Origin of the sequence: Streptomyces sp. NPDC056061 (assembly GCF_042266885.1) — a bacterium.
GTDB lineage: Bacteria > Actinomycetota > Actinomycetes > Streptomycetales > Streptomycetaceae > Streptomyces.
Map to the genome: position 1 here is coordinate 1 of NZ_JBHJWQ010000056.1, position 25,108 is coordinate 25,108.

General features: G+C 68.4%; 21 protein-coding genes and 6 pseudogenes. 14 read left to right on the top strand and 13 right to left on the bottom strand.

Annotation, left to right across the window (positions count from 1 at the left end; all coding sequences use genetic code 11):
- Window positions 1-91: 91 nt before the first annotated feature.
- Both ACFC79_RS37050 and ACFC79_RS37055 read right to left on the bottom strand, forming a co-directional pair.
- Window positions 92-523, bottom strand: a complete 432-nt coding sequence (locus ACFC79_RS37050; RefSeq protein ID WP_376249554.1) for a ThiF family adenylyltransferase — start codon at window positions 521-523, stop codon at window positions 92-94.
- 15 nt (window positions 524-538) lie between these two features.
- On the bottom strand, window positions 539-1,015 hold the full coding sequence (locus tag ACFC79_RS37055; protein WP_376249527.1) for a hypothetical protein: 477 nt from the start codon (window positions 1,013-1,015) through the stop codon (window positions 539-541).
- A gap of 826 nt (window positions 1,016-1,841) precedes the next feature.
- Between ACFC79_RS37055 and ACFC79_RS37060 the strand changes: the two are divergent.
- From ACFC79_RS37060 to ACFC79_RS37070, 3 genes and pseudogenes are all read left to right on the top strand, one after another.
- Window positions 1,842-2,114 (top strand): annotated as a pseudogene (locus ACFC79_RS37060) (hypothetical protein); the annotation flags it as partial.
- Window positions 2,115-2,433: 319 nt separating this feature from the next.
- Window positions 2,434-3,231, top strand: coding sequence for a helicase associated domain-containing protein (locus ACFC79_RS37065; protein ID WP_376249528.1), 798 nt, complete (start codon window positions 2,434-2,436; stop codon window positions 3,229-3,231).
- Window positions 3,144-3,524 (top strand): hypothetical protein, encoded by a 381-nt coding sequence (locus ACFC79_RS37070; protein WP_376249530.1) that lies wholly within the window; start codon window positions 3,144-3,146, stop codon window positions 3,522-3,524. Before ACFC79_RS37065 ends, ACFC79_RS37070 begins: the two co-directional genes overlap by 88 nt.
- 7 nt (window positions 3,525-3,531) lie before the next feature.
- Here ACFC79_RS37070 and ACFC79_RS37075 read toward each other — a convergent pair whose 3' ends face one another.
- Complete coding sequence (locus tag ACFC79_RS37075; RefSeq protein ID WP_376249531.1) at window positions 3,532-4,773, bottom strand: erythromycin esterase family protein; 1,242 nt, start codon at window positions 4,771-4,773, stop codon at window positions 3,532-3,534.
- 460 nt (window positions 4,774-5,233) lie between these two features.
- Here ACFC79_RS37075 and ACFC79_RS37080 point away from each other — a divergent pair, with 460 nt between their 5' ends.
- Window positions 5,234-5,788 (top strand): hypothetical protein, encoded by a 555-nt coding sequence (locus ACFC79_RS37080; RefSeq protein ID WP_376249533.1) that lies wholly within the window; start codon window positions 5,234-5,236, stop codon window positions 5,786-5,788.
- Window positions 5,789-5,838: 50 nt separating this feature from the next.
- Window positions 5,839-6,159 (top strand): hypothetical protein, encoded by a 321-nt coding sequence (locus ACFC79_RS37085; protein WP_376249535.1) that lies wholly within the window; start codon window positions 5,839-5,841, stop codon window positions 6,157-6,159.
- Here ACFC79_RS37085 and ACFC79_RS37090 read toward each other — a convergent pair.
- Entirely contained in the window at window positions 6,144-6,815 is a 672-nt protein-coding gene (locus tag ACFC79_RS37090) for a hypothetical protein (protein WP_376249536.1), read from the bottom strand. The two genes, ACFC79_RS37085 and ACFC79_RS37090, sit on opposite strands and share 16 nt — an antisense overlap.
- Window positions 6,812-8,350, bottom strand: coding sequence for a pyridoxal phosphate-dependent decarboxylase family protein (locus ACFC79_RS37095; protein ID WP_376249537.1), 1,539 nt, complete (start codon window positions 8,348-8,350; stop codon window positions 6,812-6,814). Before ACFC79_RS37095 ends, ACFC79_RS37090 begins: the two co-directional genes overlap by 4 nt.
- Before the next feature lie 179 nt (window positions 8,351-8,529).
- Between ACFC79_RS37095 and ACFC79_RS37100 the strand changes: the two genes are divergently transcribed.
- Both ACFC79_RS37100 and ACFC79_RS37105 read left to right on the top strand, forming a co-directional pair.
- Window positions 8,530-9,000 (top strand): hypothetical protein, encoded by a 471-nt coding sequence (locus ACFC79_RS37100; RefSeq protein ID WP_376249538.1) that lies wholly within the window; start codon window positions 8,530-8,532, stop codon window positions 8,998-9,000.
- A 43-nt stretch (window positions 9,001-9,043) separates the two neighbouring features.
- Complete coding sequence (locus tag ACFC79_RS37105) at window positions 9,044-9,763, top strand: IS6 family transposase (protein ID WP_376249539.1); 720 nt, start codon at window positions 9,044-9,046, stop codon at window positions 9,761-9,763.
- Window positions 9,764-10,124: 361 nt separating this feature from the next.
- Here the strand turns inward: ACFC79_RS37105 and ACFC79_RS37110 are convergent, their stop codons facing one another.
- Window positions 10,125-10,769, bottom strand: coding sequence for a hypothetical protein (locus ACFC79_RS37110; RefSeq protein WP_376249541.1), 645 nt, complete (start codon window positions 10,767-10,769; stop codon window positions 10,125-10,127).
- A gap of 533 nt (window positions 10,770-11,302) precedes the next feature.
- On the opposite strand from ACFC79_RS37110, the pseudogene ACFC79_RS37115 reads away from it, so the two are divergent.
- Window positions 11,303-11,974, top strand: a pseudogene (locus ACFC79_RS37115) (IS701 family transposase); the annotation flags it as partial.
- A 354-nt stretch (window positions 11,975-12,328) separates the two neighbouring features.
- Entirely contained in the window at window positions 12,329-14,110 is a 1,782-nt protein-coding gene (locus ACFC79_RS37120; RefSeq protein ID WP_376249542.1) for a hypothetical protein, read from the top strand.
- Window positions 14,111-14,117: 7 nt separating this feature from the next.
- Here the strand turns inward: ACFC79_RS37120 and ACFC79_RS37125 are convergent, their stop codons facing one another.
- A complete protein-coding gene (locus ACFC79_RS37125) occupies window positions 14,118-14,480 on the bottom strand; it encodes a hypothetical protein (protein ID WP_093812950.1) in 363 nt (120 codons plus the stop codon).
- A 423-nt stretch (window positions 14,481-14,903) separates the two neighbouring features.
- On the opposite strand from ACFC79_RS37125, the gene ACFC79_RS37130 reads away from it, so the two are divergent.
- Window positions 14,904-15,656 (top strand): transposase family protein, encoded by a 753-nt coding sequence (locus ACFC79_RS37130; protein WP_376249543.1) that lies wholly within the window; start codon window positions 14,904-14,906, stop codon window positions 15,654-15,656.
- A gap of 37 nt (window positions 15,657-15,693) precedes the next feature.
- On the opposite strand, the pseudogene ACFC79_RS37135 reads toward ACFC79_RS37130, so the two are convergent.
- Both ACFC79_RS37135 and ACFC79_RS37140 read right to left on the bottom strand, forming a co-directional pair.
- Window positions 15,694-16,065 (bottom strand): annotated as a pseudogene (locus ACFC79_RS37135) (aminoglycoside phosphotransferase family protein); the annotation flags it as partial.
- Window positions 16,066-16,156: 91 nt separating this feature from the next.
- A pseudogene (locus tag ACFC79_RS37140) lies at window positions 16,157-16,655 on the bottom strand (transposase); the annotation flags it as partial.
- 149 nt (window positions 16,656-16,804) lie between these two features.
- On the opposite strand from ACFC79_RS37140, the pseudogene ACFC79_RS37145 reads away from it, so the two are divergent.
- Window positions 16,805-17,633, top strand: a pseudogene (locus tag ACFC79_RS37145) (M55 family metallopeptidase).
- Window positions 17,634-18,059: 426 nt separating this feature from the next.
- On the opposite strand, the gene ACFC79_RS37150 reads toward ACFC79_RS37145, so the two are convergent.
- Window positions 18,060-18,233 (bottom strand): hypothetical protein, encoded by a 174-nt coding sequence (locus ACFC79_RS37150; protein ID WP_376249545.1) that lies wholly within the window; start codon window positions 18,231-18,233, stop codon window positions 18,060-18,062.
- A 281-nt stretch (window positions 18,234-18,514) separates the two neighbouring features.
- Here ACFC79_RS37150 and ACFC79_RS37155 point away from each other — a divergent pair, with 281 nt between their 5' ends.
- A complete protein-coding gene (locus ACFC79_RS37155) occupies window positions 18,515-18,838 on the top strand; it encodes a transposase (RefSeq protein ID WP_376249546.1) in 324 nt (107 codons plus the stop codon).
- Between the two features lie 151 nt (window positions 18,839-18,989).
- On the opposite strand, the pseudogene ACFC79_RS37160 reads toward ACFC79_RS37155, so the two are convergent.
- Window positions 18,990-20,241, bottom strand: a pseudogene (locus ACFC79_RS37160) (IS3 family transposase).
- A gap of 114 nt (window positions 20,242-20,355) precedes the next feature.
- On the opposite strand from ACFC79_RS37160, the gene ACFC79_RS37165 reads away from it, so the two are divergent.
- Window positions 20,356-21,066 (top strand): hypothetical protein, encoded by a 711-nt coding sequence (locus ACFC79_RS37165; protein WP_376249547.1) that lies wholly within the window; start codon window positions 20,356-20,358, stop codon window positions 21,064-21,066.
- 91 nt (window positions 21,067-21,157) lie between these two features.
- Here ACFC79_RS37165 and ACFC79_RS37170 read toward each other — a convergent pair whose 3' ends face one another.
- Entirely contained in the window at window positions 21,158-22,831 is a 1,674-nt protein-coding gene (locus ACFC79_RS37170; protein WP_376249549.1) for a hypothetical protein, read from the bottom strand.
- Window positions 22,832-22,998: 167 nt separating this feature from the next.
- On the opposite strand from ACFC79_RS37170, the gene ACFC79_RS37175 reads away from it, so the two are divergent.
- Window positions 22,999-23,637: a DNA-binding protein gene (locus ACFC79_RS37175; RefSeq protein ID WP_376249551.1), complete on the top strand. Its 639-nt coding sequence runs from the start codon at window positions 22,999-23,001 to the stop codon at window positions 23,635-23,637.
- Window positions 23,638-23,924: 287 nt separating this feature from the next.
- On the opposite strand, the gene ACFC79_RS37180 is transcribed toward ACFC79_RS37175, so the two are convergent.
- Window positions 23,925-24,968 carry a hypothetical protein gene (locus ACFC79_RS37180; protein WP_376249552.1) on the bottom strand — a complete coding sequence of 348 codons (1,044 nt, stop codon included), beginning with the start codon at window positions 24,966-24,968 and terminating at the stop codon, window positions 23,925-23,927.
- Window positions 24,969-25,108: the final 140 nt, after the last annotated feature.

Below are 25,108 nucleotides of genomic sequence, written 5' to 3' on the forward strand. Positions count from 1 at the left end.
GCCGACCAGGCAGCGACCGAACCAGTGAACCTGAAACCACGTCAACCCGCCATGACCAGCTAGTCATCCACTCCCACACAGCGGGGGAACCTCAGTTCGGCGCGCTGGTGGGCGGCGTGGTGGACGGCGCGGTCGTCGCCTGTGTCCAGGAGCAGCGTGACGGGCGGCGGGGTTGTGGGTGTGGCGATGCGGGGGGCCAGGGCCGGTCGACGCAGGAGAAGATCACGTCGCAGTCAGCCGCGGCGGCGAAACCAGCAGGTTCGACCACGCTCAGCTCGTACGGTGCCGCGCGGAAGTTCGTGGCGGTGGCCGCGCGGCGGGCGGTTCGGGCGGCGAGATGGGCCTTGGCCCGGTGCAGGCGCACGTCACGGATGGTGGCCTCATGGAGCCGGTCGAGGTTGACCTCTTCGACGGTGTCGAAGTCGAACAGGCTCAGGCGCTCGATACCGGTGCGGGCCAGGGCTTCGACGACGAGCATGCCGACCGAGCCGCATCCGACGACGCCGACGTGCATGCGGGCCAGGTCGTCCTGGGTTGCCTATCCCCAGGCGGAGACGGTGCACAGCTGCCGGTTCGTCGCCGCCGGCACAGGGAGAAGACGGTCATTGACGGTGACCGTGAGGCGGCCGCCGACCACGCGGACGCTTTCCGCCTCGGTAGGGGCGTAGCGGCGGGGGGCCTGCTGCTGCCAGATGCGGGCGCCGAAACTGACATCGGTGCCCGCGAAAGTCAGACCGACCAGCGGGCGGCCGGTGATCACCTGGGTCTGCGCGGCGAAAGACGCCTCGGCCGCGTGGTCGATGCCGTTCAGGCTCTGCCAGCCCCGGCCCCCGGGGTGGGCGTGGATGAAGCCGAGCCCGCAGCCGTGCTCGGCTGCGAGGGCGGCGGCGCGCAGGAAGTAGGCGCTCGTGAAGTCCACCGTGCCGTGCACGATTCGCTCGCCCTCCCGCGGCAGGACCACCTCCGTGAGCAGCGCGGTGGTACGGCTGGCGCCGGTACTCGGCCGCCACAGCACTGGAGGCCGGCCGCCCGCCGACTAGGCGCAGGACCGCACCGTCCGTGGTTACCTGCGGCACCTGCGCACCCTGTTCGCGCAGCTGGAGAACGGACGCTCCGCATGATCGGCCGCTTCTCGGTCGCGATGCAGGCAAGGTCGTCGGCCTGGCAGCTGCCGCACACGGAAGTGGCCGGGGCTCCGTGAGTCGACTCACGGAGCCCCGGCTAACCCGACTCTGCTGCCCCGGCTCGGACCGCTGGGCCTTGTGAGGTTCCATCACGCATCTACCGACGTGCACTCAAGCAAATGGAATCCCCAGCTCACCCGACGTGCCGGACACGTACGGCACGTAAAATCCCAGCTCATCGACATGCCATACACGGCGGCACTCGGTAAAACGGACGAAGCGCACCGGACAAGTGGGGATGCAGGTCGGCCGTGGGCGGCGGTGCACGACCAGGGCCGGGTCCCGGCGGTGCGGCGGCTGTATATGACGGCGACGCCGCGGATCTGGGAGTCTGCCGAGGACGCCCGCCGGGGCGGCCGTGAGGCTCCGCGGTTGATCGCGAGTATGGATCCCGAGTCGCCCGTGTTCGGGCCTGTGGCTTGGAAGCTGACGCTCTCCCAGGCTATTTCCCGGGGGCTGGTTGCCCCATACCAGGTTATTTGCGTTGATATCTCCGATCCGGACTTGTATGCCGCGCAGGCGGGTGGCGACCGGGGCTCGGACCCGGTGCGCGGGGCGCGGCTCGCGGCTCTGCAGGCGGGTCTGCTGACGGCGGCTGCGGACGAGAACCTGCGGAAGTGCCTCACCTTCCATTCCCGGATCGCGGAGGCTGAGGCGATGGCCGAAGGCCTGCCTGCCGTCGCGAAGCAGCTGTATGCCGGGGATCCGAAGCGCTACCACCCGGCGGAGCGGGTGGGGACGTCCTGGCTTCACGGAGACCACAAGCCCGGCTACCGGAAGGCAGCGCTGGAGGAGTTCGCGTCGGACGTGATCGAGGTGCCCGACGGGAAGGGCGGAACGGTCTCCTTTCCCGCCATGTACAAAATGATCGCCTCGGTTCGCGTCCTGGGGGAAGGAGTCGATACGAAGCACTGTGACTCTGTTGCCTTTTGTGACGCGCGCGGGTCGATGGTCGATATTGTGCAAATGGTCGGGCGGGCTCTTCGAATGCAGCCTGGCGAGGGGAAAATCGCCAGCTTGGTCGTTCCTGTTTTCCTTGATCCTGGTGAGAGTCCGGACGAAATGATGACCTCCAGAGGGTACGAAACCCTCGCGAAGGTCCTCGGGGCGCTGCGGGCGCACGACACGGACGTGATCGAGGCGCTCGCCGACTCCCGCCCCCGTACGGGGCGTTGGAAGCCCGCCGGGGGGCGAGGGCATCGACAGGGCGGAGGGCCGGGAACGGACGGGCGAGGCGAAGGGTCCGAGCGTGCCCGCGCAGGGGCTGCTGAGGTTTTCCACTCCGCGGGATCCGGCGGAGGTGGCGCGGTTCGTCGCGCTGCGTGTGCTGCACCCCGAGACGGAGTACTGGCGCAGCGGGATCGCTGCTGCGGCACGGTACGTGCGCGAGGTGGCGAAGGACGGGGTGCTGAAGGTTCCGTACGACTACGTGACGCCGGTGGATGAGGGGTGGGGGCCTGCGGGGTTTCCGCTGGGGACATGGTTGCGGAACCAGCGCACGGACTACCGGGCCGGAACACTCGCCCCGGAGCGTGTGAAGGCGTTGGAGGAGCTCGGGGTGGTCTGGTCCCACCGCGACCACGCTTTCGAGGAAGGGCTTGCCGCGGCCCGGCGCTGGGCCGCCGAGCACGGCCACTTCCTGCCGCCGGCCCATGCTGTGTGGGACGGGTATCCGGTCGGGACCTGGGCGAAGAATCTCCGCACGGCCGCGAGGCTCGCGGATGCGCGCGCGGAGCAGCTGGAGGCCGGACTGCCCGACGACGCCCTCACGGGCGGCCTGTCGCAGGAGCGGCGGGAAGCACTGGACGAGATCGACCCGGGGTGGTCACCGGTCTGGGACGCGGGCTGGCAGCGCTGCCTGCGGCTCGTGCAGAACCGCCTCGCCCAGGGCGGCAGTGTGCCTTGGGAGGCTGGGGAGGCCGTCGTCCAGGGCGAGGACTTGGGGCGGTGGGTTAAGGGATGCCGATCGGGACGCGCGACCCCGAGCACCTCACTCTGCTCGTCGACGGTGCAGAGGAGACCCTGCGGCCGTCCAAGGGATTCCTGACCCGGCGCTCGTACCGGGTCGAGGTCGTCTCAGGGGCGCGGGAGTGCAGCTATCTGCTGGTTCCGGACTCCCTCGGTACCAGCAGGCTGCTGCGGGACGAGCGGCTGCTCGGCGTCTTCACATCGAGCGGCGACGGGCGCGTGTCGGCCGGCTGGGAGGCGGCGGGCGAGTCCGAGCGTGCCAGGGACCCGTACGACACGTCCGTGGGGTACGGGCTCGCTGCGGCATTCGGCACCGGTGCCGAACCGATGTGGCAGCTCACTCTGAACGCCGCGCTCGACCTGTGGCCGTGAGAGAACCTCAGTCCTCCGCCGGGGGCAGCAGGTGGGAGCAGGTCGAGCGTGCTACGAACGCGATGCCGTCATAGTCCTCGGCCGGGACGAGCGGGGCGGTGTTCAAGCGGTAGAGGAACCGTTGGACGTTGGCGCCGAAGCTGCGCTGCGCGTGCGGGGCGTGCAGCCAGGGCGCGGCGTCGGCGGGGGAACCCGCGGCGCGGAAGTCCGCGTAGTAGTCGCCGGGTACGGCGTGCGTGAGTCTGGCCTCCAGGGAGTGGAGGCCGGTGCCGATGCGGTGGCGGGCCGGCGGGCGCTGAAGGTCGTCGCCGCGGCGGGCCAGGAAGGAGCCCTTACCGAAGAGGAGGGCCAGCGCGTAGTAGGTGTCGCCGTACCGTTCGCGGAGCCTGCTGCCGAGGGCCGGCACCTGCTCCCCGTACGTGCCCTTCGCGATGTGCCCGTTGTGTGCCCAGACCATGACGCGAGCCTCGGGGTCGTCGTCCACGAGCCGTGCAACGGCCTCGGCCATGTAGCGGTCACGCGCGGCGAGCACGCCGTCCTCGCCGGCCGAGGCTGCGAAGGGCCGGGTCACCAGGTCGGCGGCGCGGACGAGGATCCGCGCGTGTTCCAGAGCCTCGCCGGCGTCGTCGCCGGGACCCGGCCGCTCGGCGTGGTTCGCGATGAGACGGGCGATCTCCTCTGCGCGTCGCATCAGGGCCTTGTCCGGGTCCGGAAGCGTGCTCGGGCGGGCCCGGGCCAGTACGTCCAGGGCGCTGACGCGCCCGGCCTGATCGGGCGCAGCCCGGAGCAGAAACGCGGCGACGGCCTCGACCGAGTCGGCGCAGAGCTGGGGGTCGGTACCCACGAAGCGGACCCGGCGCTCTTCGGGCAGGTCGCGGTTGTGGGCGCGCAGCCATTCGACGAGGTCGACCATCTCGCGGGTGCGCCAGGTCCAGAAGCCCAGCCTGGCGACGAGCCGTTCGGGGGAGCCCGTGCCGTACCGGACGTACGCGTCGAGTGCGCGGGCCGCGGACTGGCTGGCCTCCATGGCGAGGGTGGTGAACCCCTCCTCACGGACCAGGAACTCCACGATGCGGTGCTTCAGCCGGAAGAACTCGCCCGTGCCGTGGGTGGATTCGCCCAGACCGACGATCCGTGTCCCCCGCAGGGCCTCGCCCAGGGGTTTCAGGTCCTCCACCGGCGCGCCGGGGGTCAGGGTACTCAACGGGTTGGCGTGCTCGTTCAGCCATCGGGCGATGTCGTCGGGCACCGTCTTGCCTCTCCTCACCGCGTGCGGGAGGGCGGCACGCGGTCGTGCCCCGGCCTCTCTCACCCGTTCATGGTCAGTTCGTCGCTTCCCGGCAGGCCGCGAGGATCTCTTGGAGGCGGTCGGCGTCGTGCCGCTGCCTCCCCGAGCACGCGGAGCCTACCAAGGCTCCCAAGACGGCTGTGAGCGCCTTCGAGAAGGGCGTGGCGGCCTGGCCGCAGTTACAAGAACCGCACGGGCCCTGTGACGGTCCCAGGGGTCACCTAGAGATGTTGCCGGACGGGTCTGAGGTCAAGCTCGGGGTGTTCCTGAGCAACAGCAAGAGCCGCAGGGCCAAGCTGACCGCAGACAAGCTCCGGGCGTTGGCCGACCTCGAGCTGGGCTGGGCCGGTTGAGGCTTCCGCACATCATCCGAGCGGCAGGGGCGTTGAACCTGCTGTCCGAGCGAGCGAAGGGAATCGTTGTGAGCACAGTGTCGGTACGGGCGCGGTGGGAGGATCTGCCGCTTGAGGTGCGGGCTGCGGTGCAAGCGCGGCTCGGATCGTCGGTGGTGGAGGTCGTCTATCCGGAGGGCGGCTTCACGCAGGGGCTTGCCGTACGCGTGACATGCGCCGACGGCCGTGAAGTGTTCCTCAAAGCGGTCGACCTCGCCGCGCGCATGGCGTCGCACTACCAGGCAGAAGCGGCGGTCGGGAAGCACCTACCGGCTGCGGTCGCACCCCGGCTCGTGTGGTCGTTGGAGACGAGCAACTGGATCGTCAACGCCTTCGAGTCGGTCCGGGGTCGGGAACCCGAGCTGCGGCCGGGGTCCGCGGATCTGAACGGTGTCCTGGATGTGGTTGGTGTGCTGGAGCAGGAGCTGACGCCGTGCCCTGTTCCTGGGGTCGGTCCGGTCGGGGAGACGTTGTCGTCGTTGGCCGGCCACTGGGCTCGGCTCGCTGCCGCTGGGGCCGGGGCTCCTGGGCCGCGTCACGGCGGGTTCGGCTGGCGGAGCTGGACGACCCCGATCGGCTGGTGAAGGCGAGTGTCGGGGACACGCTGGTTCACTGTGATCTTCGGGCGGACAACATGCTCGCGGAGGCTGGCACGGGGCGGATTCGGGTCCTGGACTGGTCCTGGGGTGCGCGTGGCGCGGCGTGGGTGGATGCGGCTTTCTTCGTCCCGCAGTTGATCCTCGCCGGTCACAGCCCGGCCGGGGCGGAGGCAGAGCTCGGAGCGCGGGTGCCGGCGTGGCGGGCGGTGGATCCCGAGGTGGTGAGTGTGTTCGCGGTGGCGATCACCGGCTATTGGTCCTGGCATCAGGTACACGGCCCCGGTGGCGCGCTGGGTGCGTACCGGGGCCGGGCGGCGGAGGCCGGCAGGCGGTGGATCGACTACCGGCTCGGCTGAAGCCTGGGGGTGGTGGGGACTTGGTGGTCGGTGAGGCCGCGGGTGAGGACGGACAGCAGGTGTGGGGCTACGAGGTAGCCGAGGTAGTCCTTCCCGGTGCGGCCGTCGGGTGCCTGCCACAGCGCCGCCCACGCCTCGTGGAGGGTCGGCGGGCCGTCGTGGGCGGTCAGGGATCGGGCGAGGGCAGCGGCGGAGCGTTCCGCGCTCCTCACCTGCCGGTGGTAGGCGGTGATGTTCCCGCCGAAGAAGACGTGGGGGCTGGTGAGCACGTTGAAGATCAGACGGAGTCGGAAGTCGTCGGTGCTCAGGAACCAGGTCTCGCGGACTGTCGGGGGCGCGGTGCCCCGGCAGGATTGGAATCCGGCGAGGGCGGCGGCCTGGTCGACTTGGTCGCCGGTGGCGTACAGCTTCACGGCGTAGGGGACTTCCTCGTCCAGGTGCAGGCCGTGCCGGTGGTGCAGTGCCACGACTGCGGCAGTGAGCGCAGTCAGGTCGGCGTCGTCCAGCGGGTGGCGGCCGGTGTAGAGGAGGTCGAGGTCGGAGGTGGGCTGGTGGGTTGCGGTGGCGTGGGATCCGTAGGCGAGTGCGTAGCCGTCGGTGCCGGGCAGCAGGTCGGCTGCCTCCAGCAGGATCGTGGGGGCCAAAGCGGGGTTCATCGGGATGCTTCCTGGCCCAGGCGGGTGACGTAGTCCAGGACGTCGCGCATGTGGGTGGTGGTGACGCGCGGGTTGATGGACATGAATCGCAGCGGGGCCAGGACGGCCCCGCGTCGGATGTGGCCGGGGTCGTCGGGGAGGGTGAACTGGTGCAGGTGCCAGCGTCCTTCGTCCATCAGGCGGCGGTGGATGGCGCGGTTCACCTCGTTGAGCCGCTCCACCTGTGTGTCGGTCGCGTTGCCGGGGTGGGCGCCGGGTGGCAGGTAGCAGAACGCCACCGCGCACAGGTCCGGGTCGTGCAGCCGCATCAGCTGGGGGTGAGCGTCCACGAGCGTCGCGAACGCCTCCGTGCGGTCCAGGCGCTCATCCATCATCCGGGTCAGTCCCTGCCGACCCTGGGAGCGCAGCGCGGCCCAGGCGCGCAGGCTGGTCCACTCCTTCGTGCCGAGCTGCGGAGTGACCTGCCCGAAGGCGTAGTCCTCTTGCATGATCAGGTCGGAGTAGGAGGAGACCATGCGCAGGGAGGCCGGGTCGCGTACGAGGAGTGCGGATGTGGCGTAGGGGACGTTGAGGACTTTGTGAGGGTCGACAGTGACGGAGTCGAACGCTTCGATGCCGTCCAGCAGATGGCGGCGGCGCGGGGTGAGCGCAGCCATCAGCCCCCAGCAGGCATCCGCGTGCAGCCACACCGAGGGATCCGCTGTACGGACGGTGTCGTGAACGGCCCGCAGGTGGTCGATCGTCTGAGTGCGTGAGTCGCCCGCGTAGGCGACGACCGCCATCAGGCGGCCGGCGTTCTCCTTGACGGCCCGGGCGAGGGCGGTCAGGTCGTAGCGGAAGTGGTCGGTGTCGACCTCGATCAGGTGGGTGCCGCAGCCGGTCCAGGCGGCGGCGCTCTTGACGCTGTAGTGGCCGACCCCGCGGGGCACCACGAGCCCGAAACGGTCCGGGTCGCGCACGCCGTCGGTCAGGGTACCGGGAACGGTGTGCTCGCGGGCGAGCATCATCACGGTGGTGTTGCTGCCGGTGCCGCCGTAGGTGGTGATCCCTCCGGCCTCCCATACCGACGTCACCTCGCAGGCCTGCATCGTCGGGTAGCCGATCAGCTCGCGCAGCCACCGGATCACGGCGATCTCCGCCATGGTGCCGGACGGGGAGCAGAAGGACTGGTTGATCAGGTTCTGCTGGGCCAGGACCGCGAAGATGCCGGCGACAAGGGAGGCGGGGTCGGCTCCGGTGTCGCCGAAGCCCATGAAGCGCGGACTGTTCATGTTCACGCAGTACGGCAGCAGCCGTTGCGAGATGTCCTCCCAGATCGCCTGCGCGGTGGCCGGCTGCTCGGGCAGGTCTTCCAGCAGCAGATCGCGCAGCGCGTGCGGGGTGGTCCGGCGAGCGAAGACGTCTTCGCTGTCCTTGAAGGCCAGCCCTTGGGCGATCACCTCCTGGAGTAGCGGGGTAAGTGCAGTGAGCGGGCTCGGGTATGACGGCATCTCTTCCTCCAGCAGCAGGTCAGAGAGGAACCAGCGGCCAGCCATCTGCCGGGGTGAGAGGCAGCGGGCGGCTGTACTCCAGCTTCACGCCGGATCTGGTGGGCCGTCATTGAGGCCCTCGTGGACCGTCATTGCGGGCTGCCCGCAATACGGCACTCTCCCGGACAAGGCGGCGGGTCGGTAGCGTGGACAGGCTGACTCGCCATTCGTACGGGGGTACGCCCATGGCCACAGTGACCCGCTCGAGACGCTCTCAGATTCAGCGTGAAGCCGCCCAGATCCGCATGCGCGGCCAGCGACGGCAGCACGACACCGCCCGCATCGCCCGAACCATCCAGGACGCACTGGTAGAGGTGAACGCGCTGGAGGCGTGGCGGTTCGCCCTGGGATGGTCCCGCTCTCAGGCCATCGCTCAGATCGCCGCGCTCTACCTCGCTGACGGGCTCCGCCCGCCGGGGCTGTCCGAGCCGATGCTGTGCCGGTGGGAACACGACGGGGACGAATGGCCGGGTCCGGAGTATTCGGTGATGCTGTGCCGGGCTTACGGCGCCCGCCCCGAGCAGCTTGGTCTCGCCTGCGCCCTCGCGCCATACACGGATGCCCTCTTCGGCCGGGCGGTGATCCGGTACGGTCGGCCCGAGATGACCGCGTACCCCGTGGGTCCGTGGGAAGGGCGCTGTCACGTTGGCGGATGACATGGTTGGATCTTCGGGTTGACCATGCTGGAGGGGGATCGTCGTGGTGAACCCGACGCCGTCGTGCAAGGGGCACCGCTACCCGGTCGAGGTGATCTCCCACTGCGTGTGGCTGTACTTCCGGTTCCCGCTCAGTTACCGCGAGGTTGAGGAACTGATGCTCCAACGCGGCGTGATCGTCTCCTACGAGACCGTCCGCCGGTGGTGTGCGAAGTTCGGGCAGGCCTACGCCGACGGGCTGCGCCGCCGCCGACCGCGGCCCGGTGACAAATGGCATCTCGACGAGGTCTTCATCAAGATCAACGGGGTGCGGCGGTACCTGTGGCGGGCGGTCGACCAGGACGGCAACGTCCTCGACGTCCTGGTGCAGTCCAGGCGGGACACCAAAGCCGCGAAGCGGTTCATGGCCAAGCTGATGAAGAAGCAGTGCCGGGTACCGAGGGTGCTGGTCACCGACAAACTTCGCTCCTACGGCGCCGCTCACCGGAGGCTGATGCCCTCGGTGGAACACCGCGCTCACAAAGGACTGAACAACCGGGCCGAGAACTCTCACCAGCCCACGAGACAGCGGGAACGGGCCATGAAGGGCTTCCGCAGCGTCGGCGCCGCCCAACGGTTCCTGTCCGCGTTCGGCAGCATCTCACCCCACTTCCGTCCCCGGCGGCATCTCCGTACCGCCGCCGAGCATCGCCTCGAGATGACCATCCGCTTCACCGTCTGGGACCACGTCACCGAGAACATCTGCCGACCAGCCGAGGCCTGAACGGGCACCGGAACCACACCCCAGCACGCCTCGAAGCTCTACCGACCAGTCACCCGCCGTCAACGTGACAACGCCGTTTGGGCAACTCTTGAGATGGGGTGATCCGCTCGCGGTCCGGCACATCCCCGCTGAGCGCAATCGGTTCCTGGCCCGTACGGCTGTACACCGCCCTGTCGACGCCTCCACGCGCCTCCGCGGTCCCGGGCTGGATGTTCCGAGAAGGGATAACCTCGGGGGCAGACGAGAATCCCGGCCCGATTACGGCGGGCCGGGATTCTGTGTTGTGCGCCTGGCCGGAGGGCCCCGGCCCGATTACGGCGGGCCGGAGTCCTCCAGCATGCGCATCAGACGGTTGCTGGTTTTAGTAATCGCCGAAGTCGCCGCCCTCGCCCTTCTCGCCGTGGTGGCGCTTGATGACGCGGAAGCTGGCGACGACTCCGTTCTTGACCTTCACGCCGCCATTCATCTCCTCGTGGTGCTTCTTCTCGTGGTGCTTCTTCTCGTGGTGCTTCTTCTCGTGGTGCTCGCCCTTCTCACCGTTCTCGTCCTCGTCCTTGCCCGGGCGGACGTTGTTGGCGGAGCTGTGGGGGCCGATGGTGGCGATGGGGGCTCCGTTGTCGCACACGGCTCCGCGGAAGACCTCGACTTCGTTGCGGCTGTCGTTGCGGATGTTGAAGCTCTTGGCGCCCAGGCCGCTGACGACGGTGATGCAGCCGTCGGGGCGGCCGGAGAAGTCGCGCTCGTTGATGTGGACCCTGCCCTCCTCGTGATGGCGCTTGCCCTCGCGCTCATTGCCCCGGCGCTCGTTGCCCCGGCGCTCGTTGCCTTCGTTGCCCTTGCCTTCGTTGCCGCCGTTCTCGCCCATGGGGGCCTGGGTGAGGACGGCCGCCGGGGCCACCGGGGCCTGGGGGGCGGGGACGGCGGAGGCGTAGGTGATGCCGGTCGCGGTCAGTGCCGCGGCGGCCGCTACGGCCGTGGCGATCGCGTGGGAACGGGGCATGATCATGTCGCTTGCTCTCCTTTTTAGACCTCAGAGACAGTTCCGCTGTGACAGCCGGTGCGTGATTGAACGTACTAACACCCTTTATTTCTGTCATATCGGATAAATCGGGGCCTCGGTTTCGTGAGGCTGATCGGGTATGTGGAGCTCCTTTACGCCGCTCCGAAGAGGAGCCGAGATGTCGTCAAAGTGGCGTGGAATTTGGGGAGTTGAATGACCATTAGCCCTTGCAGGTGATCTTCTGACGCCTACTCACCCGTTGTGGCGATGGGTTGCCGGGAAGTGTCGGCAAGTCGCTGCTTGACATGTGGCCTGTCGTAGGTTCCAAGGAGGCCACGTGAACGGTGGCTGTCCCACGAACGTGACTGCGCATAGCAGGGTTCATCCAGGCCGGACGGTGACCAACGCCAGCGGGCACGGACTACCCGCCTGACACTGGAGGGGCGGTTACTGAGGTTTTCGGGTTGTCGTCGGTGGTGACGGTTGGTGATCCCTGCGGTATGCCGGTGAGGTGAGGTATCCAGAGGGTCCTTCCCCTATTGAAGAAGGGCGTTCGCTCGGCCGGGGTCCAGCGCCAGTACACCGGTACGGCGGGCCGGGTCGAGAACAGTCAGGTCGGCACGTTTCTGGCCTATGCCTCCGATGCCGGACACACGCTGATCGACCGGGAGCTGTATCTGCCCGCGTCCTGGACCGACGACCGTGAACGCTGCCGCGCCGCCGCAATCCCCGACGAGGTCGCCTTCGCCACGAAGATCGAACATGCCAAGGCGATGATCGAGCGGGCGCGCGCTGCCCGGGTGCCGTTCGCGTGGCTGACCGCCGACGAGGCATATGGGCAGGTCAAGGGGCTGCGGTACTGGCTGGAACAGCGTGGGGTGTTCCATGTGCTGGCGACCCGCCGCACCGACACCGTCGTCACCGCCTCACGCATGGACCAACCCGTGGACGAACTGGTCGCCGGCCTGCCACGGCAGGCGTGGAAGCGGCGTTCGTGCGGGCGGGGAGCCCATGGCGAGCGCGTCTACGACTGGGCCCGGGCCCCGATCCGTCCATGGCTCGAGGAAGGTGTGGAGCACTGGGTCCTGGCCCGCCGCAGCATCACCGACCCCACCGAGATCGCCTACTACGTGTGCTTCGCACCCGAAGGCACGACCCTGAACACCCTCCTGGCCGTGGCCGGCCGCCGGTGGACGATCGAGGAGTGTTTCGTGCGACACGAGGCTGCTTGAGCTGAGTGAACTCACCGAGAGGAGGTTCCTTTGAGGAAGGTGTAGTTCCGGGCCAGTGAGCGTTTTCCAACCTCACGCTGATGCGTGGTGAGGGACGGGGACAGCCTTGACGACGTCGGTGATGCGGTTGGTGCTGCGGCGGAGCTTCGCAGGAGGCGCCACCCCCTGAGGGTGGCCATGGCCTGCTCGCCGAGGCGGCGGATCTTGGCGTGAGCGGTGTTGTGGCGGCGCTTCCACCGCTTGAGGCGGCGGCCCCGGAACGGGCCCCCTTCTTCACCATGATGGTCGCCTTGGGCTACGGTCGTGCCCCGTGTTTGCAAGGGAGTGGTGCTGATGCCCCGCCATGTACTGGCCGCGACGCGCATGGACGGCAGGGAGATCGCCCGCGAGGAGCGCCCCGCCGCGCCATCGCTCACCGTGGTCGCCGCGTACGGAGATCTCCATGCCTGCGACTACGTGACCGTCTCCCAGGGGGAGTCCGTCGGGCTCTACGCCCGCGACCCCGGAGGCACGTGGGACGCTGTGAGCCCCGGAACCGACGCGGTGACCACCGACGAGATGCGCCTGTGGTTCGAGCTCACCCACCACTACCCGGGCCCGGACGGGGCGGACCCGAACCATCCGCTGGGCAGGGCCCCGCAGCCGGGTGCCGTCGGACGCATCGACGAACGGCGCGCCATCGCCCTGGTCCAGGAGCACATCGCCACCGGCGGCCTGGACTACCCGCTCCAGGGCCTGGTCGCGGATCGGTTCGCCGCGGGCTGGAGCGTGTACGCGCCCGTCGACGTCGACGACAGCGATCCCATGGCCTTCCTCGACATGCCCGTCGGCCGTTCGGTGTTCATGGTCGGCGACACGGGGCGCATCAAGGAGGTCACCTCCGCGATCCCGCCCGGACAGGCCGACGCCCTGTTCACCGCGGAGGAGGCCTTCGTACGGCGTACGCCCGCCGAGGAGGCGTTCATGAACGACCTCAAGGCGGAGTTCGAGCGCCTCGATGCCCGGTCCGGGCAGCCGGGCGCGATCACCGACTTCACCGTCGTCGGCACCCCGCCCGAGGATATGACGGCGGCCCGCGTGACCGCGCTGACCGACGAGATCGCCCGCCAGCTGGCGCTGTGCGGACCACAGCGGTGGGAACGCATGGTGGCGGCATTCTCCTGCGCCGTCTCCGCCGAGACGGCCGATCTGTGCTTCTGGCAGCACGAACGGCCCATAGAGGCACGGGTGCCGGAGCAAATAGCCCTCCTCGTACGCCGCCAGCGCCACCTCGCGGCCGCCATGCCGGCCGGACCGTGGCTGCGTCTGATGGTCGCCGTCACCAAGAGGCCCGGCGGCCAGGCCCAGGTCTCCACCCAGTACGACTACGGTGACGAGCGGCTCCCCGACGGGCAGTTGCTCGCCCCCAGGCACTACCGCAACGACCTCGCCGCCTACCCGCGGGCCGGGGTACCGGCGTGGCTGCGGGCCTATGCCGGGGCGAACGGCCGTCGCACGGCATCCCCGCACACGGCGCCTCCGCGATCCGCACCCCCTCGCCAGGAGGCCCCCGAGCGCCCCTTCGTGGACAGTCTGGTCGGCTGGACGACACACGTGGTCGCCGACCAGCAACGGATCACGTACGGCGGTGACTCGCTGACCTGGGAGGAGATCGAGTGGGTCCGGTATCCCGTCTCGCGGACCAAACACCAGGGCTTCCTGTTCCCCTCCATGTACACCAATACGTACACGTTCGGCGTGGGCAGATACGGGAACTCACCGAAGAGCCTGGAGAATCTGACCTGGAGCAAGGGCGGAAAGCGGGCCGAGGCCCCCGAAGCGTGGCTGGCCCTGGTCGAGTTCGCACAGCGCGTCCTCGAGCCCGGGCTGCTCGCGCAGCGTCTCGACCTGATCCGGCGCGGCGGGTCGTTCACCATCGGCGAGATGCGCGTGCACCGCGGCGGGCTCACGCTGCGCGGAGTCATGGAGGCCGATTGGGGTTCGCTCACGGACGTCAAGGTCGCGGACGGCCTGGTGTGGATCCATGAGCGGGGCAGGCAGCAGGCGGTGAGGGTGTCCCTCGGCAGCGCCAACGCCGTTCTCCTGCCACGCATCGTGGCGGCCATGGCCGGCTGAGCCGCGGCTATCCGTGCAGGCGCCCCGAGACCTGCGTGATCTCCTCGGCGCCCAGCGGGTACGGGCTGCCGTACAGCAGCGGACCGGCGACGACCGCAGGACCGGTGACGGGCGCCGCGCCGTGCTCGGCCGCGAGCCGGCTGGCCACGGGGTTGGGCGGGCCGGAACGCGCACGACCCGGGCCGTCCTCGGCGTACCAGAGGGTGAGCTCCTCGCCGAGCTTGGTGGAGCGTATGTGCTCCGAACCGAGAAGACGAGCGACCTCCTGCACGAGATCCATCCCGTACGACGCGGTCTTCACCTGCTGGATGCCCCTGTCGGACACGAGCAGCAGGCCGGACGTCGCCTTGTTCCGCTTGAAGAGTCCCATCCCGTCACTCTATTGACGCGGCCACATCACCTGCCACCCTCTTCCCTGACTCCGTCACGCTTCTCGGGCCCCGTCACGCGCCGGCGCTTCCCCGCGCGCGGTGCTCCTGGCAATCCGCACATGGGGAGCCATGGATTTCGCTCGGCGGGAGTGAGCCTTCTCGAAGCTGGCCGCTGGACGAAGACCCGGGCGGTGAGGTGACCAGCGAGCCCGTCACGGCTGCTTCCATCGCGGGCGCCGGCGTGAAGCCTGAGTGCGGCAAAGGCGGTCGCCCCCGTGCAGGAGGCGACCGCCGGAAGTCTGCGTAGGGTCAGCCTTTCCGACCTGACGGGTGGTCGGATCGGCAGCCCCGGCGGTGGGCATGAAGAAAACTCCTGGTAGACGGGTTCACGACCAAGATCATCAGTCCGCCAGGAGCTTCGCGTGCTTGTCTACCCGTCTGCCATCGATCTGTCCAGCCGCACCCTGCGGTACCTCGTCGGCCTGCTCGCAGACCACCGTCGCCGGATCGGTTCCCGGTGGCGCCGCCTGGCCTGCGGCCGGCAGGCCCTGCTCGTCCTGGCCCATCTGAGGTGCGGCGATACCTACGCCCGTCTCGCCACGGGCTTCCGGATCGGAATCGCCACGGTCTACCGCTACATACGCGAGGCCGTCGATCTGCTCGCCGCCCTCGCGCCCACCCTGGAGCAGGCCATGGAGACCGTTCGACGGAAGGCGTACGTGATCCTCGACGGCACCGTGTTCCCGATCGACCGCATCGCCGCCGACCGGCCGTACTACTCGGGCAAGAAGAAGCACCACGGGATGAACGAGCAGGTCCTCGCCGATCCCGCAGGACGCCTGATCTGGGCCTCCGACGCCCTGCCGGGAGCCACCCACGACCTGACCGCGGCCCGGACCCACGGCATCCCCGACGCCCTCGCCGCCGACAACATCAAGTGCTGGGCCGACAAGGCGTATCAGGGTGCCGACGCCGCGATACGCGTCCCGAACCGGGGGAGGCACCTGCGCGGCTGGCGCCGACGTCACAACCGCGACCACGCCAAGATCCGCAGCCTCGGCGAACGCGCTATGGCGATCCTCAAGTGCTGGCGGCTCCTGCGAAAAATCCGCTGCAGCACCACCCGGATCACCGCCCTCGTCCGGGCCGTCGTCGCCCTCGAACTCGCCGGCTGATCAAGATGGAAAAGGCTCACTGGCTGCCCGGGCCGTGGACCAGGAAGCTGCAGAAAGGGTGGGAGACCGCGGCGTCGCCCCAGTCGAAGAATGTGAATCGACCTGGCTCTGGGTTGAACAGCTGGCCGTCGTGCAGGTCGGAATGGTCGAGGGAGTCAGCGATGCCCACGTGGGCAAGTTCCGTGCACCAGTTCACGAGGCGCGGCCGGAGTTCATACAGCCTCTTGAGGTCGTCCGGCTGAAGTGCGGTGTTCTCCGCGATGACTCGGTCGAAGACGTCAGGAAGCGCAGTGGTGCGTGCGCTGGGGACACCGAGCAGCTCGATCTCCTGAGTGTGCGGGATAAGCGCGTGCTGCACGCTCGCGTACTGGCCCAGCAGCTCTTCCCAGACTCGTGGATCGGCGGGGCTGCTCGTCCGCGCCCGGTCCGGACGGTCGGTGCTCTACCGGCGCACCCCGCTCGGCGAGGCACTGGTCGCCGGTTCGGGCTGAGGGCTTCGATCAGCACTGCTTTCTGAGGCGCCACCAGCAGATGATTGCGCAGCCGAGGGTGAGGAAGGCCTGGTGGACGTCGGCGCGGATTTCCCAGCGGATACGGAGTCGGCAGAACCAGCGCAGAAGTGCGAAGGCCGCTTCGTCGACCCAGCGGTTCTTGCCCAGGCCGCTTCCGTGCTCGGTGCCGCGCCGAGCGATGAGCGGGCGGATGCCCAGCTCACGGACCTGGCGGCAGTAGACGTTGTGGTCGTAACCGCGTTCGGCGTAGAGGACGTCGGGGCGCTGACGGGGTCGTCCGCGCTTACCGCGGATAGGCGGTACGGCGTGGATCAGGCTGGGTGACGTCGTTGCGGTTGCCACCGGTCACGGTGGCGGCCAGGGGCATGCCGTGGACGTCGACAATGACGTGGTGCTTGCTGCCCGTCTTGCCCCGATCCACTGACGAGGGCCCGGTGGCGTCTCCGCCCTTCAAGGCCCGCAGGTGGGAGCCGTCTACGGAGGCGCGGGACGGCCCGCGGTTGCCGGTCATGCCGTCCAGCTGAGCTGACGAGCGTGCTGGTCCCGGCGGGAACAGGATGATCGTGAGCTGGTGAAGGAACCAGAGCAAGAACGGCGAACGTCTCCTGAAACGATCAAGATTGAGGAGACTGCGCAGTGCGGATCTACATCAGTGTGGACATGGAGGGCATCACCGGGCTGGTGGATGCCGACGATGTCCAGCCCGGCGGCCAGGACTACGAGCGTGGACGGCTGATGATGGCAGAGGACGTCAACGCTGCGATGCGGCGCTGTCGCGGCCGGTGCCACCGACATCACCGTCAACGACGCGCACGGCCCGATGCGCAACCTCCTGCCCGAGGCACTGCACCCAGCAGCGCGCCTCATTCGCGGCAAACCCAAGCAGATGCTCATGCTCGAAGGACTCGCTCCCGAGCACGACGCTGCGGTTTTCGTCGGCTACCACTCACGGGCCGGTGCGCTCGGCGTACTGAGCCACAGCTTCATGGGGCACGAGATCGAAGACATGTGGCTGGACGGCCGGCCTGTGGGTGAGATCGGCTTGGCCCATGCCACCGCGGCCGCCATCGGTGTGCCGGTGACGGTCCTCACTGGTGACGACTGTGCCTGCACAGAGATGACGGAATGGGACGCCTCGGTGAGGACCGTGGCAGTGAAGTATGCGCGGGACCGGTTCTCGGCAGATCTGCGGCCGTCGGAGGAAGCACGTGCGGCCATCGAGAGGACGGTCGCCGCCAGTCTTTCCGTACCGCCGAAGGCTCCAGCCGTCGCAGCGATCCCCTCCACCCTCACGGTCCGCTGGCAGTCGGCTTCAATTGCCTCGACGCTCCTGGGAATTCCAGGCGTCACGTCGGCAGACAGCCGGACCGTCCAGGCGCAGGGCACACTCCCCGACCTCTATCGGCTGTTCGGCGTGTGGATGCGAGTGGCAGCGTCCCTGACCAACCAGCCGCCTTACTGCTGACCGCCGCGGGCGGGCCGCGGCTATGTCGCGGGTGCGGAAGTCCGCTGATGCACGGGCCTGCGGCGGCGGCCCGGTCGCCTCTGCCGACGGGGTGCGCTTCGCCGGGCGGACAGGACAGGGAGAGGACTCGGGGTAGACGAGATCGACCCGGCCGACGATGCTGCGCGGCAGTTGGCCGCAACCAGGAACCGAACTGATGCAGCACACGTCTCCCGCACCCTCTGCTGGCCAGCACCGGCTCAGGCGTCACCTCCCTGTGGGCCCTCGCCTATTGGCCCGGCCGACCTGACCGCCCGGCTCCAAACCCTCGCCGGTGCCCAGGACTCGCTCCCAGCCTCAGCCTGAGCACGTACCTCTGCACTTCTCCTCCTCTCGCGAGGGGGGAAAGTACAGATGAACGTGCTCAGTTCCGTGCGGATTTCAGTCTCAGGCCGGGGACGGGCCGGCGTTCTCAGCCCGGATCATCCGCCGGAGGCTGGAGCGGGCCGCTGCCAGGTCCTCCTCGCTCTCGGCCAGCCGTTCCTCCAGCCCGGCCTTCTCTCGGCGGAGGGTGTCACGCTCGGCAGTCAGTACCTCGTGCTGGCGGGTCAACTCTTCCACCCTCGCCACCAGGTCGGCGGACCCAACCTGATCGAGTTGCTGACCGAGCTGCCGTTGAAGCGCCGCCTTCAGCCTGTCGCGCTCGCCCCGCAGAGCGGCAACCTGCTGCTTGGACAGTTCCAGGTCCGTCCGCAGGCTTGCCGCACTCGACGACAGCCCGGACTGGGTCTCCCGGCGTGGCTGGCCCGCCTGCTTCTTGCGGGCCGCCTCGATGAGGTTCCCCCGAGATGCGGGGATGGATGACAGAGGGTCAGATGGGTGTCATGAGAGGAGCCCAGACGATGCCTGCGCCGAGGAAGTACCAGCTGGAGTTGCGTGAGCGTGCGGTCCGGATGTATCGGACTGCCGAGCCGAAGCCCGTGATCCGCCGCAGGGCCGAGGAACTCGGCGTGCACCACGAGGCGCTGCGCAACTGGATCCGTCAGGCCGAGGCCGACGCCGGCGAGCGAGGTGACATGCTCACCACCGCCGAGCGTGAGGAGCTTGCGCCCTGCGGAAGGAGAACGCCCAGCTCAAGCGGGCGAACGAGGTCCTGCGGACGGCCTCGGCTTTTTTCGCGGCCCAGCTGTGCGCCACGAGGCGCGATGTTGATCGAGAGGTGGTGAAAGGCCACTTCCGTCAGGCCGTCGCAGCGGCCTGATCGAAGCTTGGGGGCAGCCTGATCCGGGGAACGCCGGCGAGGGTGGCAAGCGGCCCCGACGAAGGCGGAACGCACCGGGGGCCTTACCCCGCAAAGGTGGACACGCGTTCGGATGGTTATGCGGCCAGCGTGAGCTTATCGGACTCCTGCTGTTGGTGGTGTTCGTAGTCGACGGGGCTGAGGTGTGCGTTGGCGGAGTGCCTGCGACGGGTGTTGTAGTGGGTGAGCCACCGGAAGACGGTGCGTCGGCAGAGTTCCGCTCCTGGGTAGTGGTGGGCGCCGCGCAGGGTCTCCCGCTTGAGGGTGGCATGGAAGCTCTCGCAGGCGGCGTTGTCGACGGAGGTACCGACCGCGCCCATGGACTGGGTCACGCCCAATTCGCCGCACAGGTCGGCGAATTCGCGCGATGTGTACTGAGCACCGTGATCGGAGTGGAAGACCGCGCCGCTCAGACCGCCGCGGGTAGCGGCTGCCATCCGCAGGGCGTCGGCGACGAGTTCGGTGCGCATGTGGGCGGCGATGGACCAGCCGACCACCCGGCGGCTGAAGCAGTCCAGGACAGTGGCCAGATAGAGGAACTGGCCGTCTCCGGTGGGCAGATAAGTGATGTCCCCCATGTACTTCGGGCCGGGCGCCGGGGCGGTGAAATCCCGCTGGAACAGGTCCGGGACCGGTGTCGCCGACGGCTCGGGGATCGTGGTGCGGACCCGTCTGCGCAGACGTATGCCCTGGATGGAGAACTTGCGTATCACGCGGGCCACCCGTTTCTCGTTGATCTTTTGGCCGTCGGCGCGGAGCTCGGCGGTGATCCGCGGAGAGCCGTAGGCGCCGTCGGAGTCGGCGTGGACAGCACGGATCCGCTCGGCCAGGGCCCGGTCGGCGGCCTGCGCGCGGTCCGCGCGTCGGCCCCGTCCCGCCACTTGTAGTAACTGGAACGGTTCACGCCCAGCACCTGGCACAACCGCTTCACGCCGAAGGCGTCCCGGTGGTCGTGGACGAACTGGAAGCGGTTCACCAGTTCGTCTCGCCGGCGAAATACTTGGCCGCGTTGCGCAGGATGTCCCGCTCGGTGGCCAGCTTCCGCTCGCTCGCCTCAAGCTCGGCCACCCGAGCCTCCAGCTGCCGGATCCGCTCGTCCGGGTCGGTGGACGGTGCCGGCTGACCTGCCCGGGCCGGCGCTGCCCTACCTGCCCGAGGGGCCGCGGGGTCGACACCGCGGCGTGCCCGGTCCCGCAGCACCCACTCACGCAGAGTCGCCCTGTTGATGCCCAGGTCAGCGGCGATGCTCTTGTAGGTCGCCCCGGGCGTGGACTCGTACAGGGCCACGGCGTCGGCCTTGAACTCGTCCGAGTAGTCCTTCATCGCCATCGGCGGTGTTCTCGCTTCCTCCGGATCAAGCAGATCCAGTATCAGCGTGTCCACTACTCAGGGGGAGGCCCCCCGCCTACCAGGCCGTGGACGGGTAACTTATGATCATTGCGGATGGAACGCTCACTCGCAGTAAGTGATGATTCCATCGACTTGGGGCCTGCCATGATCAAAGAGTTGCTTCAGGAACTCATGTCGACCGCGTTCGGTATCTGGACTCCGAGCGACGGATGCACTGATGCCGAAGTCGCGGTTGCCGGGGATCACTTGGGGATCTACCTACCAGACGCCTTGCGTGACTATTACGTTGCCGCAGGCCGGCACCCGGAGCTGATGGGCATGAGCGGCCACGAGCACACCTTCCGGGTGAACGCTCCCGAGCACCTGAGCGTTGAGGACGGATACATGGTCTTCTGCGCGGAGAACCGATGGCCCGCCCAGTGGAGCGTGTGCCCGGACGATGTCGGCTGGCCCGACCCCAGGGTCCATGGGCGGAGCGAGCCGAGCGGGAAGTGGTATGGCGAATCCCGGAGACTGTCGTCCTTCCTGATCAATATCGCTGGCAGGCAGGCCGTGAGGTCGCTTCCGCATCAAGCAACGTGCCGGATCCGCGAGCAGCAACTGGGGGTCGTCGAGTCACTGCTCGGCTACCTTGGGTCTCACGAGATACAAAAGGGCGGTGACTGGCTGAGCTTCATCGACCCATCGAGACGTATTCTGGCCAGCTACTCCTACAACACTGACACCTTGCTCGTTGCGGCCGTGGACCTCACCGCACTCGAATCCCTGCACGAGCGTTCAGGCCTACCACTCAAACCGGCATGAAGCGGGGAAACGGCTACCCACACGCTTTGACGCGGGCGGAGGGGCCTTGGCCCAAGGCCCCGGCCTCCCGTACCCCGAACGGTCGCTCGAGTCAGGAGATCCCTGAAATGCCTTTCGTGGCGAACGTACGGAACCAATCGGCAGCCTCGTCACCAGCGACGTGCCACTGCCGGTCGCTGCAGCGGATCTCACAGTGGCCTTCTTCGAAGGCGAAGTGAGCGGTCGTACCTTCATAGTTTTGAACGTCGAGGGGACCACCGGCTTTGAGGGCCGTCTTGATCACCTTGGTCACCTCGTCGACATGAACGGTGGGCATCGATTCGTAGTCGGCGCTGGCGGCTCCGTTGCGCAGGTGGAGTCCGGCGCGCAGGGCGGGCTCCGGGGTGCGGTCCCACCGGCTCCACCGGCGGATGCCGCGTTCCAGGCGCCATTCGAGTTCGTCTGTGGGGTCAGCGAGGGGGAATTCGCAGCGGTGGGCTGGGAAAGCGGTATAGACGGCGCTGCCGAGGCCATCGGTTCCCTCCGCCACCGATCCGTTGATGATGCGGGGGTGGACAATGGCGGCCATATCGAACCCCTTGGCCCTGGCGGTGGCGTTGGGGACGAGTCCGAGCGGGGCATCGGGGGTGACGGCGTCCAGATCCTCGGAGCATAGTTCGCGCAAGAACGTGATGATCTGAAACGGCTCAGCACCTCCGAGGTCCGTATCGTAGTGAACCTTGCAGGCCCGGTAGTTGAAGAATCGGACATAGTAGGCGTGCGGCGCGCTGTCGAAAGGCCTCCAGACGATAATGTCGTCGCCGATGCGCTCGGGCTCTGGCTCCAAGGCCCCGGTATAGCGCTGCTGGAGTTCGCCCGCTTTGAACCCGATCATGGAGTGGACCGGCAGCCATTCCTGGTGCGGGACCGACAAGCACCCGTCTTTGTCGTGCATGGCGGCAAGAATGTCGACGGCTGCGTACTGTGGTCGACCGATGTTGAGGGCTTGTGTCAGGCCGGCTGCCTTGGCAACTTTGTAGAGCCGCTGCTCGTGGTAGAGGCTCTGCCGTTCGAAGTCGTCGGGAATGGTGGCCAGCGCTTTCAGACGTTCGTCCGCCGTCGGCGGCAGGTCCCGCAGCGCCACGCCGAGGAGGCGGCCGTTCTCGGCGAGGAACCGCCGACGTGTGCACAACGTTTCCAGCGGTAGGGTCGTACGACCTCTGCCGTCGAGGAGTTCGGTGATTTTGACGGCATCGAGCAGATGACCGGCCACCAGGTCGGCGTCTTCCGGCCCCAGCGGGCATAGGCCGGCCAGGCGTTCGGCGGCTGCCTGGACCGCCGCTCGAGGTCCGACGATCGACAGCACTTCCGCGATGTCGGCCAGGCCGCCGGTCAGTGCCTCACCCACCGTCACCCGAGAGCCGGACACCACACGGATCGTCAGCCCGTCGAAGCGTCGGTACAACCAACCGTTCTGCTCTCCGACCCGGCAGCTGACCGCCCGGCCGGTCGTGAACGGATCCTCCTCCACGGCGTAGTCGAGCGTCGCGGACTCTGCTGGCGTGAGCAGAAGCCCTGCCTCGACGTGATAGACGAACCCGTCCTCGACCGCGATCAAGGCCGCGGACTTCGGTATCCGCGCGAGCAAGAAGTCGGTCATGGCGTCCACGTCCTCGGCTTCGGCGACGGTGCGCGCGAGGCGGCTCGCTTCGCTCGCCTGCAACCCGGATCCGGTGAGGATGCGCTCCAGGGCGTCGAGTAGGTGGCGGTAAAGGTCGTCAGCCATGCGTACACCGTAAAGGGGCGTACCCGAGCGTGAGCAGTCGGGGACGGGAAATCCCGCTGGCATCCGGCGAATTCGCAGTACGCCCCCTGGCGCAACATTCAACGCAACAGATAGGCGCAACCCTTGTCGCAACCCCGTGCTCAGCGGCGTGGTCCGCGCTCGCGGACGTGTACAGCACGGTCTACTGGCTCGCCGCGCGGCACAGCTGGATGGACATGGCGGAGCTCGCGGTCCCGCGGCAGCGGTGGGCCGTCGAGCAGCAGCCCAACCCCGTCGCCGAGGCGTTCAGTTCCCGCGACCGCGCGGGCACCTACCTCAACTTCGGAGACGTCGAGCGCGGCCCGGTCGTCGTCGACCGGGCCATCGCCGCCGTGCAGTCCGTCCCGCTCGGCGCAGCCGACCGCGACCTCGCGGCCGGCATCCTGAACCTGCGCGGGAAGACACTCGCCGGACGCCTCCAGGACAAAGCCGAGGGGAAACGCGAGGCGCAGCGGCACATCGAGTCCGCATGGCGCGCCGCCCGTTCGTTCCCGCGTGACATTGACGCTCACGGTCTCACGTTCGGGCCGCAGAACACGTTCACGCACGTGCTGGCGACCCAGGTCGACCTCGGTCGGCCGCACGACGCGCTCGCTCTCACCGACGACCTGGGCCAAGCACTCGAAGGACTGCCGCCGACCCGGGTCGCACCGACCCGGATCAACGCCGCACGCGCCCAGCTCGACCTCGGCGACCGCGACGGCGCACTTGAAAATCTGTCCCACGCCTTCGACACGGCGCCCCAGATGGCCCGCATCCGCCTCTGAACCCACAGCAAGCCCGATACCTCACGAAGGGGGCGGGAAGCCGGGCCGTTGTTCTCCGTGCCAGGGCCCAGTCCTCGGTCTCAGAACGGCGGCACCCCCGTGCTCGGGGGCGCCGCCGGGCTCAGCTGTCCTCCTCGGTCAGTTGTCGCCCTCGCAGTCGTGGCCGGAGTCGACTATGTCGCCGTCCTCGAACCGGCCGTCACCGACCCATCCGCAGTCATCGCACTCCGCTTCCGCCGTCCAGCACACGTCAGCCATTTCATGGCTCCTTCCGTATCGGGTGCCGCTCATGCTCTCGGTGGTTCCGGACACCCGGCATTTCGTGGTCGGACGGCCAAGGCCGGTGTTCCGCGCACGGGTGCGGTCCAGGGACAGGAGCGGGTCCGTGAGCGGGAAAAGGGGGCACCGGAGGGCACCGTCAAGCCAGCGACGATGTCATGCATATCGGCGTACTGGGTGACGAAGTGATGGGCCCGGGGGTCGGGCACGGGGAATGGCAAGTGCTGATCGGCTGCGGCGTTCCACGGCATCGGCATCCGTGAGCCGCTGCCGGCAGGCCCCATCCGGGCAGGTGGCTCCTCCCCGAGGAAGATCACAGCCAGGGCGAGCTGGAGCACGAGCGCTGTCCGGTGCCGGGAAGGCGTGTCGACCAGGTCGTGCAGGACGTTGTTGCGGAGGTTCATCTGCCCCTCGGCGTTGCCCAGCACTGTCCGGAGGACGAGGGGCCACGGATCGGGGAAGCCGAGTCCATCCAGCTTGTCGAGGAGGGAGCCAAGCTGCTGGACCTGTCCGATGGCCTCCCCTTTTGCGTGCATGATCACCGCGATGTCGGCTGCCTGGAGTCGGCGGCGCAGTGCGCCTTCGAGGCGCGGCAGGGCCAGGGCCAGGGCCGTGTCGACATCGCCCTCCCAGAACGCCTCGAAGGCGCGGGCGAGACCACGTATCCGAGTCTCTGGAGCATGCTCTGGGCTGGCGAGGAACGGCACGAGGTCCTCCGCTGTCGGGCGGAACCGGTCGCGGACTCGGTCCAGCTGGGCTTCGACGACCAGGCCGTGCACGTCGAGGGCGAAGACGTGCTGCCGAAAGAAGAAGCCCTCGCCTCCGGTGCTGTCGCTCCCGACGGTGCGCGTCACGACGGTGCCGTTGGGGTTGATGTACACCGTCGGCAGGGACAGCGGCCCGGACTGCAGGGCCGCGGAGCCACTCATCGTGGGAGCAGTGGTGGCAATGAAGTGAAGTGCGTGCTCACTGCTGTCGGCGGCGTCGATGGCCGCGCTCGCTGCCTCCAGGTAGCCCGCCGACAGGGGGACCGGGGCGCGGATGGCATCCATGGAAAGTTCGTCCCGACCGATCTTCTGCTGCGTTCGGCGCACCTCGTTACTGATTTCGGCGTTTCGGGGTCTGGATTTGTGTCGGGAGGGGTGACGCGGTCCGTCCGGGCTGGTACGCCGGAGGCATGCGGTATCCGGAC

Excerpts from the sequence above, each read along its gene's own strand:
- ACFC79_RS37070 (WP_376249530.1), top strand. The coding sequence starts at position 3,144 with ATGCCGATCGGGACGCGCGACCCCGAGCACCTCACTCTGCTCGTCGAC.
- ACFC79_RS37085 (WP_376249535.1), top strand. The coding sequence starts at position 5,839 with ATGCTCGCGGAGGCTGGCACGGGGCGGATTCGGGTCCTGGACTGGTCC.
- ACFC79_RS37090 (WP_376249536.1), bottom strand. The coding sequence starts at position 6,815 with ATGAACCCCGCTTTGGCCCCCACGATCCTGCTGGAGGCAGCCGACCTG.
- ACFC79_RS37095 (WP_376249537.1), bottom strand. The coding sequence starts at position 8,350 with ATGGCTGGCCGCTGGTTCCTCTCTGACCTGCTGCTGGAGGAAGAGATG.
- ACFC79_RS37100 (WP_376249538.1), top strand. The coding sequence starts at position 8,530 with ATGGCCACAGTGACCCGCTCGAGACGCTCTCAGATTCAGCGTGAAGCC.
- ACFC79_RS37110 (WP_376249541.1), bottom strand. The coding sequence starts at position 10,769 with ATGATCATGCCCCGTTCCCACGCGATCGCCACGGCCGTAGCGGCCGCC.
- ACFC79_RS37120 (WP_376249542.1), top strand. The coding sequence starts at position 12,329 with ATGCCCCGCCATGTACTGGCCGCGACGCGCATGGACGGCAGGGAGATC.
- ACFC79_RS37125 (WP_093812950.1), bottom strand. The coding sequence starts at position 14,480 with ATGGGACTCTTCAAGCGGAACAAGGCGACGTCCGGCCTGCTGCTCGTG.
- ACFC79_RS37155 (WP_376249546.1), top strand. The coding sequence starts at position 18,515 with ATGCCTGCGCCGAGGAAGTACCAGCTGGAGTTGCGTGAGCGTGCGGTC.
- ACFC79_RS37165 (WP_376249547.1), top strand. The coding sequence starts at position 20,356 with ATGGAACGCTCACTCGCAGTAAGTGATGATTCCATCGACTTGGGGCCT.
- ACFC79_RS37170 (WP_376249549.1), bottom strand. The coding sequence starts at position 22,831 with ATGGCTGACGACCTTTACCGCCACCTACTCGACGCCCTGGAGCGCATC.
- ACFC79_RS37180 (WP_376249552.1), bottom strand. The coding sequence starts at position 24,968 with ATGGATGCCATCCGCGCCCCGGTCCCCCTGTCGGCGGGCTACCTGGAG.